The organism is Reticulibacter mediterranei, from assembly GCF_016587455.1.
Genome location: NZ_BNJK01000001.1, coordinates 643,037 through 656,990, shown reverse-complemented (window position 1 = coordinate 656,990; position 13,954 = coordinate 643,037). Strand labels below are relative to the sequence as shown.

General features: G+C 52.2%; 6 protein-coding genes. 3 read left to right on the top strand and 3 right to left on the bottom strand.

What is annotated here, in order from left to right; genetic code table 11:
• The first annotated feature begins 8 nt into the window (after window positions 1–8).
• The 3 genes from K3T83_RS03085 to K3T83_RS03075 are packed head-to-tail and all read left to right on the top strand — an operon-like array spanning window position 9 to window position 8,184.
• Window positions 9–1,778 (top strand): ComEC/Rec2 family competence protein, encoded by a 1,770-nt coding sequence (locus tag K3T83_RS03085; protein WP_220201510.1) that lies wholly within the window; start codon window positions 9–11, stop codon window positions 1,776–1,778.
• 24 nt (window positions 1,779–1,802) lie between these two features.
• A complete protein-coding gene (locus tag K3T83_RS03080) occupies window positions 1,803–6,290 on the top strand; it encodes a DUF6603 domain-containing protein (protein ID WP_220201509.1) in 4,488 nt (1,495 codons plus the stop codon).
• A 22-nt stretch (window positions 6,291–6,312) separates the two neighbouring features.
• Window positions 6,313–8,184 carry a hypothetical protein gene (locus tag K3T83_RS03075; RefSeq protein WP_220201508.1) on the top strand — a complete coding sequence of 624 codons (1,872 nt, stop codon included), beginning with the start codon at window positions 6,313–6,315 and terminating at the stop codon, window positions 8,182–8,184.
• Between the two features lie 331 nt (window positions 8,185–8,515).
• On the opposite strand, the gene K3T83_RS03070 is transcribed toward K3T83_RS03075, so the two are convergent.
• The 3 genes from K3T83_RS03070 to K3T83_RS03060 form a co-directional block, all read right to left on the bottom strand.
• The gene (locus tag K3T83_RS03070) at window positions 8,516–10,006 is read right to left on the bottom strand and encodes an MFS transporter (RefSeq protein WP_220201507.1); all 1,491 of its coding nucleotides are present in this window, start codon (window positions 10,004–10,006) and stop codon (window positions 8,516–8,518) included.
• A 13-nt stretch (window positions 10,007–10,019) separates the two neighbouring features.
• Complete coding sequence (lipP1, locus tag K3T83_RS03065) at window positions 10,020–10,949, bottom strand: LipP1 family hormone-sensitive lipase (RefSeq protein ID WP_220201506.1); 930 nt, start codon at window positions 10,947–10,949, stop codon at window positions 10,020–10,022.
• Window positions 10,950–11,134: 185 nt separating this feature from the next.
• Window positions 11,135–13,564, bottom strand: a complete 2,430-nt coding sequence (locus K3T83_RS03060) for a LuxR C-terminal-related transcriptional regulator (protein ID WP_220201505.1) — start codon at window positions 13,562–13,564, stop codon at window positions 11,135–11,137.
• Window positions 13,565–13,954 lie beyond the last annotated feature (390 nt).

Here is a 13,954-nt window from a genome sequence, read left to right as displayed (position 1 = left end):
GGTTCGCAATGGCTATTACAATGGATTGGTTGCTGGAAATTCATCATATAGATGTGGGAGGAGGTGAAGCCACTGCAATTGTCGTGAGAGATAGTAGCGAAAAAATTGTATCGAGAGTACTGATTGATGCGGGAGCAGAAGGTGGAGGTTCAGAGAGCCTGAAAAAGTATATAAAACAATATTTGCAGGTGGATGCAGCTAATCCCTTTGACTATATTATTGCTTCTCATTATCACAACGATCATATCGATGGCTTCTGGCAGTGTAAGATTCCTTTTAAAAACTATATAGATGCCGGGGGATATACGTTGAAAGATGATAAGTTTATCCCAATCAATGGTGTCGGGGTGAAAACATCTGCCAATTACTTCGAGGGTTACAAGCAGCAAGTTGCTGCGAATGTAGGGGCGTATAATGCGAAGCGAATGAAAATACCGTTCATAGACAATGAAAATCCGGTCAATGGGCCTTTGACTATCAAGTTGGGAACAGGTACAGGCATAGAATTGATCTGTTATTGTGCCAATGGTGTACTTGCAGATGGAGTGAATGTGCTTAATGGTCAGAAGGCGTCAAAACGACGGGCGTTGAATCCGAACGATCTTTCTTTTGTATTCATTCTGGAGTGGGAGAATTTCAGGTACTTCACTGCTGGAGATTTAAGTGGTGATAAAACACTCAAAAGTTATTATAATGTGGAAGAGAGTTTAATTGCTTACCTGGAGAAACTTGGGAAGTTACCTGTTACGGTGTTAAAAGTGACCCATCACGGGAGCGAATATAGCAGTTATCCAGCTTCAAGCGATACGACAAAGGACGGTTTTCTCGATAAATTGCGGCCTGATACCTTGATCGTTCCCTGTAATATCTCTAAAAAGGTACCGAGTCCAAGCTTTTTGCAGAGAGCGAATAGTTATTGTACAACAAACAAAATTCCCATACTTTTCGTAAACGATATGTTTTATTTTAAAGGAGACAATCGGTATACAGAAATTCTGTCGATACAAAGTAATTCTCAAAACAATGCCCAGTTTTTCAGCAATATTTTGCCCAATGACACTGAGAATAAAGTATCGAACAACGCGCAATCAGTGGTGGTTCTGCGCCGCTCAGGTGGTGCACCGATAGGTAAACCTAAAGAGAGTTCGGATACCTATATCGCACGAAAAGACTATGCTGTCATTATCAAAAACGGTAAGTTTGAGCGGGAGGGTGGCTTCATCACACAACCAGACCAGTATGAGTTTAGGGCATCTTTTTATGCATATCTGCTGGATGCACATATTATACCTGGATTTCGAAACCAGGCAGAAGCTATTAAAGGATGGCTGCAACAGGATCAATTGACCAACCCAAAGGAAGGAATAAATTATCTCACAATGTATTATCCGGCGCTCATAGCTGTTATCGAGAAACAATCAGAAAATCTGATAGATGCCCTGGCCCAGTCACTAACAGATCTTTTTCATGACACATTTCAAGAAAAAAGTATTAACGGCATTTTATATTATAGCCCAGATAATCCTGCATTTAATGAATTTTCGCTCGATCAAAAATTGACGCTATATAACTCTTTGATAAGAAATAAGTATCAACTGGAATTATTCTATGTTCTGGATCAGAAAAATAACGATTATACCCAGCAGGATTTAGACAATTTTAAGGGATATACCTGGAATAATAAAGGCGAGCCATATGAATCTAGTGGAATAGAAAAACGAACGGCAACAAGTCAACCCAAGACGAGAGAAAAGAAAGCGAAAATCGATGGCAAATAAGCGGTAAGGAAGGTGGGCCATAGCATGGCAAATGTTCTGATTAGCAACGACACGTTAACGATGGATGATACCACATATCAGTCCACCGCATTTTCCCAAGTGCTGCAAATTTTTGGGATTTCTCAGTTGCCCATCAATGCTGCACAGGTGACACCAGATGGAGATGGGAGCAAAAATTTTACCATTACGGGAAATGTAAATCTTTTCTCAACGGCTATAGATGGGGTAACTCTCTACCTTGATTTTATCACAACAGACACATTCCAATTTCAATTACAAGGCTTGTTTCCTTCTTTCCAACTCTCTACGATCAGGGCACAACAAATCTTACCAGCGAATGAGCTTACTAACCTGAGCGAACTGTTAGGGATGACTTTTCAGAATGTGACGTTCGTGTTCGATTCTGAGAGAGGTGAAATCTACTTTGGACTGTTGCAATCCTCTTCTCAACTGACCTCTCTGTCGGCAAATGGGCTGGCTCTCAATAAGATTGGCTTTGAGTTCTTACGCGTCTATGCTGATAACAGAATAACGTTCAGTATGTATGCCGAGATCGCCATTGGCAGCACCTTGATCGACACAAAGATACAGATTCCGCTAGGTGGTGTACTTTCTGCCAATAACTGGACATTAACCATCGATTCGGTTTTGCTCCTCTCATCCGGGCTACAGGATCTCATCGCTTTTCTCGAAGGCACCAATATTGGCAGCGCGATAGGGGTTCCATCTTTTGCTGACATCTTTCCTGATCAGTTACACCAGATTCCTGTCTTCTCTCTCTCGGCTATTGAGATCCAGTTTAACCCGCTGGCCGGAAAGATAAGCAGTCTGGCCTTTCAGCTAGGATCAGTCTATCCTTTTGAGGTCGGCAACCTCTTTACACTTGATAAAGTCGGCCTGCGTATGTTTATCAATGTGGCGAATCCGGGCTTTTCGCTCACAGTTTTTGGCGCGATCAAGGTAAAAGATGATGCCTCTATTTCTCTTGCCGTGCGCATTCCAGAGAATAAGCAAGACAACTGGATACTGACAATGGAGGTCGTTCTCTATCTCCAGAGTATTGCAGATATTGCAGGGCTACCAATCAATACACCATTTGGCGAGTTAAGCCTTCCTGACGCGCTGCTCACCATCAATGACCTTCGACTCAATCTCTTTGAGGTCGATTTCAATCCCATCAATCAAACTGTATCGGCGATTCTCATCGATGTCGCTTTTTATGCAGAATGTGATATCTATGGTCTGAAGATTGCGAATCCACAGATTTCGCTTAACCTTATGAATCCTTTTAACCAGGCCGCACTCCCGCCAAGAGAAATTAACGGGAGCATTGCAGGGGTGATTGGGGTTGGTGGCATTAATTTTGATCTCAACGCCGAAAAAAGTGGCTCAACGTGGTTATTTGTCTGCAAAACCGAGCCGGGTGCAATTGATATTGGGGCGTTTATCATTGCATTGAGTCAGCAGTTTGACTTACATCTGCCCGATGCCCTTCGTGGTATCACCTTACAGAATATATCATTAACATTTAGCACTACATCTAGTGGCACTGATCCAGCTAGTAAAACAAGCAACCTGCTCTTTACGTGTGAGGGGAAATTTGTTGTTGAAGGCCAGGATGTAGATATTGTTGTTACCATCGAGGTGAGAAAGGATGGTGCAGCTTACGACAGGACTATTGGCGGACATGTCATGGTTGGCTCACGTAAGTTCACGCTCCGCTTCGATCAGAGCAACACTTCCACCTCGCTGATTGCCACCTACGACAAGCAGGGCGGAGAGAAGATCAAGGTCAAAGAAGATCTCATCGCCCCGCTTTCTACCGATATCGCGCAATACATTCCCGATGGCCTGGAAATTGACTTTAAAGATGTGCTGTTTGTCTATCGCAAGAGCAATACGGGCCAGAACGGTGCCGCTGTCACAACTTTCCTGTTCGGGGTGGATCTTAGCGTTGATTTTCCCTCGCTTTCTAACCTGCCTCTGGTTGGTCAGGCACTTCCAACCGACCAGACAATCACTGTTAACAATGTGCAGATATTGGTGGCATCCAATAGCGTACAGCAGAGCGACGTGATGGGCCTCAATAGCCAGATCCCTACAAGTGTTACGAAGTTGCCGGGAACGGATTTACGGGCGGGGCTGAATTTCTCGGCATCGATTATGTTTGGGGGTACACCGCAAATTCTGGCTGCTCCGATAGTCAATCAGAACACTCCCGCAACACCTCCGCCAGCCGTTGCCAGTCCCCCGGTGGCAGGCGTGACGGCTGCGGATAACGTTAAATGGTTCACGCTGCAAAAGGCGTTCGGGCCGGTGAATTTCAATCGGGTAGGGGTGAAATACGAGGATGCCGTCGTCCAATTTTTACTCGACGCCTCCCTTTCGCTGGCGGGCCTTACGCTCTCTCTCGATGGCCTCTCGTTTGGTTCGCCCCTCAAGATATTCGCCCCACAATTCGATCTGCGTGGCCTGGGCATTGATTATCGCAGCGGCGCTGCTGAAATTGGTGGTGCCTTCTTGCACAGCAAGGGTATGCTCAACGGGAAAGCATATGACGAGTACGATGGAGCTGCCGTCATCAAAACGACCAGCCTGACGTTATCGGCGCTTGGATCATATGCCGTGCTGGATAACCCGTCGCTGTTTATTTACGCTATTCTGGACTATCCTCTGGGTGGACCGGCCTTCTTTTTCGTGACTGGACTGGCGGCAGGCTTTGGCTATAATCGCGCGCTGCTGGTGCCGCCTGTTGATCAGATCGCGCAGTTCCCGCTTGTGACGGCGGCTGTGAATGGGGCCAGTCCTCCACAGAATACGAAAGATCTGACCGAGGTGCTGGCAAAGCTCGCGCTCTATATTCACCCGGAACTGGGACAGAACTTTTTCGCCATTGGCATCAAGTTCACTTCCTTCAAGATCATTGATTCCTTTGTGCTGCTGGCGGTGGCTTTTGGCAATCAACTTGAGATCAATGTTCTGGGCCTTTCGACGATGATCCAGCCCCCGCCAGTGCCAGGTACTCCACCAGTGACGCCTGTTGCGGTCGTGCAGATGGCCGTGAAAGCCAGCTTTGTGCCCGCGCGTGGCTTTCTGGGAGTCAGCGCTCAGTTGACCTCGGCCTCCTATCTTATCGATAGAGCCTGTCAGTTGACGGGCGGTTTTGCCTTTTACACCTGGTTCGCTGGTGAGCATGCTGGCGAGTTTGTGCAGACGTTGGGCGGCTATCATCCGAATTTCGTCGCACCAGACTATTATCCACGCGTGCCCCGCCTGGGCTATAACTGGCAGGTGAATAGCGAGTTGAGCATCAAGGGCGAGGCATATTTTGCGTTAACGGCAGCGGCCATGATGGCAGGATTGCGTGTGCAGGCAAATTGGAATAGCGGCAACCTCAGAGCGTGGTTCAATCTTTCAGCCGACTTCATTCTTGCCTGGAAGCCCTTTCACTACGATGCCACCGCACATGTGAATCTGGGGGCATCCTATACGTTCCAGTTCTTTGGCACGCATCATCTCACCTTTGACGTGGGGGCCGATCTGCATATCTGGGGACCGGAATTTTCAGGTCAGGCGCATATCAACCTTGATATTATTTCGTTCGATATCTCGTTTGGCAGAAGCGCGGCCCAACAACTCTCGCCCATTGAGTGGCCGATTTTTAAACAGTCATTTTTGCCTGCCGATAACGCAATTTGTAGCATTGCCGTTACGGATGGGCTGGTTGGCAAGCAGGGGCAGGACGCGCAGGATCTTGGCGTGATAAACCCCAAGAATTTTGTGCTGGTGACGAATGCCGTTGTGCCATCTTCTGGCGCGCAGATCAATACCAGTGCCCTCACAGTCAGCCATGTTGCCTATCTCGACGATGCTACCGGGGTACGCTTGATACCATTCAGCGCTGCATCCCCACAGGGCGATCTGGTACAGGTAGCGTCGCAGGGGGTAAAGACAAAGGCCATTGGAGCGCCTGCTATTGGCCCAGTGGGAGTGCAAACCAGCGAATTTGCCTGCATGCATACCATCACGATTACCAGAAATGGACTGCATGTGGAGCGCGATTTTGCCTATACCCCTGTGTTAAAAAACGTGCCGACTGCGCTCTGGGGCCAATATGTGCGCCAGGGACAATATCTGTTGCCGCCGGATCTCAATGGGCAGCGCTTTATTGTTGATGCGCTCTCTGGCTTTGAGATCAGGCCAGCGGTGCAGGCTACGCCAGGGGAGACTGCGCCGGTTGATCCCGGGAAATTGCAGTATGACCCGGAAAACATTCAGGCTGCATATGAGTGGGAACAGGATCCCGTCGCGTTCCAGGCGGAGACGCTCGACGAAGCGGGGCGCAGGCAGCGGATTAGTAGTAGTATTGTTGATGCGGCAACCCTCGCGGCCAGACAGCAGCTATGTCAGGCGCTAGGGGTGAACCTGGAAACGATTGATCTTGATGCGACCATTGCGGGAGAGGTCGCCAGTGATTTTTTGTTTGCGCCACAGATAGAGAAGGCCGGTTGAGGCGTTTTGCAGGAGGCGAGAGATGGTAGACACGAACGTCGATATAGGTGAGAAAATTGAGTTTGTGCAGTTTCACCAGCCAGGATTGGTGGTTGATGACTATATTATCACCGTGACGCAGGAAATCACGCTGCCCGGAAATCAGAAGGCTATGTTCAGTACGCAAAAGCACTTTGCCATCTCCGGTGAGCGTTTCACCTTCAATCCCCAGGACATTCAGGCCGTCTTTCCGCCCGAGGGGAGCCTGGGGGAGCATTCCAACGTCTTACCGCATATTGCCTTCACACGCAGTACACTGCCCTGGGAGCGGCAGGCTGATCCGACACGAGAGGATGTGCCCTGGCTGGCGCTCTTGCTGTTTGAGGATCAAGGGAAGCCCGAATCGCAGATTGTGCAGTTGGGCGACCTGATGCATCCGCCAACCGGCGGAGCCAGATTTCCCGATCTACAATTGAATACGGGGCAGAAGGCAGATGATCAGGCAACAGTGATCGATATCAAAAAAGGGGTGTTGCAGACATTACTGCCTACGCTGGATGCGTTGGCCCTGCTAACTCACGTGCGGGTGAGATTGCATGCAGACGGCTCTCAAGACGAACTGGCTGTGGTCATTGGCAGTAGATTGCCAGTCCGTGGAGGAAGCAGCACCGTTCATCTGGTCTCGCTTGAGGGACGGTACAGCAACGGAGGGTTCGATTACCAGGGCGCAGGCGACGACGATTTAATTCGGCTGGTGAGCTTGAAAAGTTGGAGCTTTGCCTGTGTCGATGAGAAACAGAGTTTTAAGGGCCTATTGATGCACCTTGACCGCAATCCGGGCACGTTGCGGCTCCCCAAGAACGACAATGCAGCGGTGGAACGTTATCTGGCGATGGGTTATACGCTGCTTCCACATACGTTTCGACTGGTGGGGAAGAGTGTTTCCTGGTATCATGGGCCGCTGGTTCCAGTGGATATAACAACTGAGTTGACTCTCCCTGTGCGTGCCGCTGATGAACTGGTGCGTTACAACCCCGCCAATGGCCTGTTCGATATTTCATATGCCGCCGCCTGGGAATTGGGGCGTTTGCTGGCCTTACAAAGCAAGCAGTTTGCGATCAATCTGTACCTCTGGAAACGCATGCATGCACAACTGCTGCGGCAGGCAGAACAGCAGATCTTGCACGCTCATTTGCCCATTCAGCCTCAATCGGTGGACCCGAGCGAACTGTTTGCTGCTATTAGCGCCTGGTTCACTGACCTCAGCCTGTTGCGAGGGGTGCCATTCAATTATCTGGTGCCCGACGAACGTATATTGCCCGAGGAAGCGATTCGTTTCTTTCGGGTGGATCACCTCTGGATGGAATGTCTGCTGGATGGAGCCTTTAGTATTGGCCGCGTCTCGGAGGCGGCGTATGCACAGGATCAAAATCAGGCAAACATGTCTACCAGTCCGGCTACTATGCCGTTTGATGCTGTGACCGGTTTCCTGTTGCGTTCGGATGTGGTGTCTGGTTGGCCCGGATTGCTGGTCAATGCAAGCGATGCAAACGGGAAAGAGCTGGACCTGTTGCGTATGGATCGCCTCTCCCCGGATGTACTGTTGTGTTTGTTTAATGGAGAGATAGACAGCGTGGCGGTGCATCAGAAGCCGGAGATGCTGCATAGTGGGCTGGATATGGACGAGCAGATCCCGCCGACCTACCATAAAGTTCTGCGAGACAACCAGGGCGATGAGCAGGAGACGCTCACCCTGGCGACAATCCCCTGGCTCCAGGAGGGACTGAGGATCATTGATATTCCGGGACTGGCTCGTGCGATACAACAGAAAACGGGTGCTGTCATGTTTACCGCCGCGCAATTCGCTTTTCAGATGACTGAAGGGGTAGAAGAGGTCATTTTCCACAAAGGGTAGCCTATGCTCTCCATTCTGGCTACTCTGCCCCTGGTGAGAGTTTACTGGTGGGTAGTCTGGCTGTGTTGCAATTTACCAGTGGTTTGTATCGAGTATGCGCCCAGGCAGTTCTCTGGCTTGATATCACGATGGATCAAATCCGGTTATGAGCGTATTGCAATGCCTGGGCTATCTGTTGTGTATAGGTGAGGATCGTAGTCACCAGGACACGGCTTCTCTGGCGAACATATGCAGGAGTGAAATAGTCACTCCTGCATATGTTCGCCAGGATCTTCTGCTTTTGCAGAGGGACGATGTTTCCTCCCGTCTTCCTGTTCTGGTTCACATTGCGTCAATGAAGAGTTTTCTCCTTGGAGACATTCGACAGTGTTCCAGATCGCTGTTGGATACCTACGAGTGCAATCAGCGCCCCTGCCGCAGCGCCCGCTGCAACGACAAACAGTCCCACGTGGAAGCCACTTAGTTGCGCGGCAAGTGGTGGGATTGTTGTTGAAGCACGAAGGAGCGAGGCTGTGCTTGTCGTGACCACCGCTGCTGTGATAGCAAGCCACAATCCGCCACCAGCTTGCAGTGACGTAGATTGTAAACCAGCGGCCAGACCTTGCTCTGTCTCCGCGATGCCACTGACTGCTGCAATAGCAAGCGCAGGGTAGCCAATCCCCATCCCGAGTCCCATCACGATCAACGTTGACGGCAGAATGACCCCTACATAGTCATCATGTAACCCGCATCTCGCGAAGAGCACAATGCCACTCGTCAGGCACAGCAGGCCCAGTCCACTCGTTAGCCGCATGCCCAAACGATTGACTAGCCAGGGTGCGACAAACTGGGAGACCAGGGCAGAACTAATGCTCCCTGGCAACAGGGCAAGGCTTGCAAGCACCGGTGAGTAGTGGAGCATATTCTGCAAGTACAGTGTGGTGATGAACAGGAAGCCGAAGAACGTGCCCAACAGGGTGAGTGAGGCAAGATTGGCCGCACACGTGGTGCTCGAACGGAAGATGCGCAAAGGGACCAGAGGCACACTGGCTCGCCGCTCGATGGCGATGAAGCCGGCCAGGATCAAGAGCGCCAGGGCAAAAAGTCCAGCCGTCTTCAGAAGGGTCGCCCCGCTCTCGTTCGCCTGTGTGATCGTGTAGACCAACAGGAGCAATCCTGCCGTGACCATGACTGCCCCTGCAATATCGTAGGATCGTGAGCCTGCTACTCTCCGGTCCGCAGGGATCACCACGCGCGAAAGCAAGAGGATCAACAGGACGAAAGGGACATTAACAAAGAATACCCAGTGCCAATTGATGAGGCCGGTAAGCACACCACCGAACACCAACCCGAAGCTAAAACCAGAGGCAGCCGTCGCGGTAAAAATGCCCAGTGCTTTGTTGCGCTCTGGCCCCTCTGGAAAGGTCGTCGTGATAATCGAGACTGCCGAAGGGACGGTGAGTGCCGCACCTATCCCTTGCATCCCTCGTGCTAGAATCAGCATCCATCCGCTGGTTGCTAGCCCACAGATGAAGGAACTTAATCCAAAGAGCGTTGCGCCAATGAGAAAGATGCGACGGCGGCCAAGCAGATCAGCGGCGCGCCCTCCTAGCAATAGCAGACCCGCGTAGGTGAGGACATAGATGCCTTGCACCCATTGCAAGTCCGTTGTAGTGAGATGGAGATCGCGTTGGATGTTGGGCAGGGCCATATTGACGATAGACACGTCAAGTGCATCCATGAATAAGGCCATGCTGACGAGGACTAACGCCACCCACCGCTTTGCGTCTGTCTGCTCACCTCGCGAATCTGGGAGCCTTCCTGATACCGATGATGTTTTCATGATTCTCTCTTTTCTAGAAACGAAAGGCGAAACGTAGGCCAGTGCTCACGTCTGCCAGTGCACGTTTTCCCTGATCAATGGCTCCAGCCATATTCATAAACAAGTGCATCTGGCCGGGATAGCGGATGCTGACGACAGATATACCGGTCTCTCTCAAACGAGTAGCGTACTGCTCTCCTTCGTCTCGCAGTGGATCGAACTCGGCGGTGATGACCATCGCAGGCGGCAAACTATGCAGACTCTCTGCCCTCAAGGGAGAGGCGTAGGGATGTCGAGCCTCTTCACTGGACATATAATGATCCCAAAACCAGATCATGTCATCGCGTGTAAGAAAGTAGCCTTCGGCGTTTTCCTGATAGGAAGGAGTACCAGGCTTATAGTAATCGGTGACAGGATAGATCAAGAACTGATAAGCGAGATGGGGTCCCCCTTGATCACGCGCCATCAACGTGACTACTGCGGCCAGGCCCCCTCCGGCGCTATCACCGCCGACAGCAAGACGTTCGGGATCACCGTTGAAGCTCCTGGCGTTCTCCGCAACCCATTTCGTTGCGGCGTAACAGTCGTCTCGTGCAGCAGGATATTTGTGTTCTGGGGCCAGGCGATAGTCCACTGAAACAGTCACGCATCCGGCGGACCTGGTGAGCGAACGGCATATGGCATCATGGGTATCGAGATCGCCGATGACCCAGCCACCGCCGTGAAAAAAGATAAGCACAGGGAATGGCCCTTGCCCTTCTGGCGTGTAGATGCGGACGGGAATTGTTCCCTGTGGCCCGGAGACCTCGCGGTCCTCGACCATGTGAACAGGCTCTGGCTCGCCTCCCAGCGGGATTAACGACTCACGCATGAACTGACGAGCAGCGGCAGGGGAAAGCGTATTGAGGGGTGGTGCTCCAGCAGCAGCCGTCAAAAGGGCCTGGGCTTGTGGATCGAGTGGCATCTGTATTCTCTTCCTTTCATATCTTTAAGATGTGCTTCAGGACCATGGAACGATCCTACAAGGAAGAGTATGGAACACAAAAGGGAGTCTGACCCTGCCCAGGCGGAGAGTTTTTAGTTGAGTGTGCCATCCAAGACCGCCCTCTCCATTTGGAGAGGTGAAAAGAGTCTCATCTTTGGAAATGGTTAGAGAAGACCGCGCTGCGCAGCCAGAGCAATCGCCTGGGCACGCGTGGTTGCTCCCAGTTTATGCAAGATCGAGAGCACGTGGAATTTGGCGGTGCTTTCTGCGATGACCAATGTGGCTGCGATTTCCTTGTTGGTGTGGCCCTGCGCCATTAGCCGGAAGACCTCACGCTCGCGCGTGCTCAAAGGATTCCTGGAGGTGGTACGTGGAGTGGAACTTTTCTGCGATGCCGAACGCGCGAAGTTCCCAGTGCTCATTCTCAAGGCTTCAACACGCGTCTGTACGTCGAGAATGATCTGATCCAATGTGAGTGCGCTCTCCTCATCCGCCTGCCCAGAAGGAAACTTGTCTAAATCAAGTTGGTCGCGCACAGCAGTCATGGTATATTCATAGTACAGGCGCTCGGCAGGCGTCTTCGGAACTCCTGCGCGGTCACGCAGACGCTCAGCTAGTCTCCAGAGCCAGGCAGCTACTGCTGCCTGCGATGTTGCAGTGATGGTAGCGAGACCTTCTAAGCAACGAGCGATCATGTGCTCATTGCCCACCTCCTGCAAGAGAGCCAGGCTTTCCAGATGGAGCGCAGCGGCTTGTGCAGCATCTCTTCGATGAGCAGCAAGCACACCAAGAGCATTGAGAGTTCCTGCCCTCCCCTGTGTATTGCCGAGGGCATGCCACAAGCTCAATGCCTCCTGGAGCACCGACTCTGACTGGGAGTCTTTTCCCTCATAGAGCCAGACCCGACCAAGGTTGTCGAGGGCAAAGGCGGTTCCATGAGTTTGTCCCTGCTGGCGAAAGAGTGCTAAACCTTCTTGAAGATGAGTTGCCGCCCGGCCGAGATCTCCTTGCTCCATGGCGACCATCCCCAAATTGTTGAGAGCGTAGGCAATCCCTAATGGATCGCCCTGCGCCCGGCGTGCCGAGAGCACTTCTGTATAGAGAGTGTTGGCTTGCTGGTAGTCTCCTCGCAAGAAGGTGAGGCTGGCTGCTCCGTTCATGACCTGTGCTCGCAGGGTTGGCTCAACTGATGCTACACGCATGAGCGCGGCCTCCAACCAGCGCTGTCCTTCAGTCAAGCGGCTCTGCATCCACCAGACGGGCCACATCACGGCACAGAGGCGAGCCTCCAACTCCGCCTCTGCCTGGGTGCTGACCCATGCCAGCGCAGCCCGCAGATTGTCGCGCTCTTGCTCCAGCCGTTGCAGCCATAGGAGTTGCTGCGATCCGGCCCAATGCGGTTCCGCCTGCTCAGCGAGTCTGAGGAACCAGACGGCGTGACAACGAAACATGCGTTGTGCCTCGGGGCTTTCATGCAATCGGAGAAGCGCATACTCTCGGATAGTCTCAAGCAGATGGAAGCGGGGAGGTCCATTGGTTTCGTCGGAAGGCTCATCAACCTGCACAAGCCCTTTTTCGACAAGGGCCGTAAGCAGATCGAGCACGCTCTCAGCATCTCGCTCATCCTCCACCTGGATAATCGACTCAACTGCGTCGAGTGTCCAGCCACCGGCGAACAGCCCGAGACGGCGGAAGAGAGTTTGCTGGGTGGGTGTCAACAGATCATAGCTCCAATCAAGCGTGGCACGTAAGGTCTGTTGCCGCGCGGGTAAATCGGGGGCGGGCCAGCGCAGCAAGGAAAGTCGCGGCTCCAATCGAGCCAATAACGAGGCGGGAGTGAGGGTCGAGAGCCGTGCCGCAGCGAGTTCGAGTGCGAGCGGGAGCCCATCTAGTCGAGCGCAAATAGTCGCAATGGTACGAGCATTGTTTGCCGCCAGGCGCAAGCCAGGGTGAAGTGCCTGTGCTCGCTGAAGGAAAAGGGCTACAGCTGGGATCGTAGCAAGGCTTTCAGTAGAGGGAAGGTGTTGCAAGTCGGGAAGCCGGAGTGGAGCGACTGGGAAGATCTGTTCCCAGCGTAAATGCAGAGGCTCGCGGCTGGTCACAAGGAGTTTCAGCCCAGGACAGGTGGCGAGGAGAGTAGCAAGGTGGATAGCAGCCGGGAGCAGTTGCTCGAAGTTATCGAGCACCAGCAGCATACTTCGCGAGTGAAGATGCTCACTGAGCAGATTGATCCCGGACTTCTCTGCGGTCTCAGGCACGCCAAGAGCCTGAGCGAGAAGGCAGGGAACGAGAGCTGGATCGCGCAAGGAGGCACAATCGAGGAAACAGATGCCATCAGCAAAAGTCTCTCCAAGTGCCGCTGCCACAGCCAATGCCAAACGGGTTTTGCCAACACCTCCGGGTCCTGCGAGGGTGAGCAAGCGGACCTCGCTGCGCAGGAGCTGTTGGTGGATCGTGCTCAGCTCGTGTTCGCGTCCGATGAGTGGAGTTGGAGGGAGAGGTAGGCACGAAGAGGCTGGCACCGATGTGGTGCCAGATGGTATCAGGGGGGGACACGAAGAGATGTGCGTAGATGTTGTGTCTGGTGATATCACAGGAACAATTCTCCTCTCTCTTCGGTTTCCTGATGGGCACATCCAGGTGAGTGTTCGTGCTCACACAGAGCACTGACAAAGACAGCATGAGTTAGGTAAAAATAGTATATATGAGCAGGCAGACCTCATGCAAGACCTCTAATGAGACCCTCAGGGCTTTCCAGTTCTCCGCTCAAAGGGGTGCAGGGTCTCCCTGCCGGGGTCTGGGGTGTCCCCAGTTTCCTTCCCTCCTTCGCGCGCCGCCGCAGGCGGCGCGCAAAAGAGAAGAAAAAAGGTTTTTGCGGGGACACCCCGCACCCCGGCAGAGGGCGGCAGCCCTCTGCACTCCCGCAAGATGGGAGAATTGGAAAGCCCTGATGAGACCCTTTGCTGGGAATTGCTCAATTATGG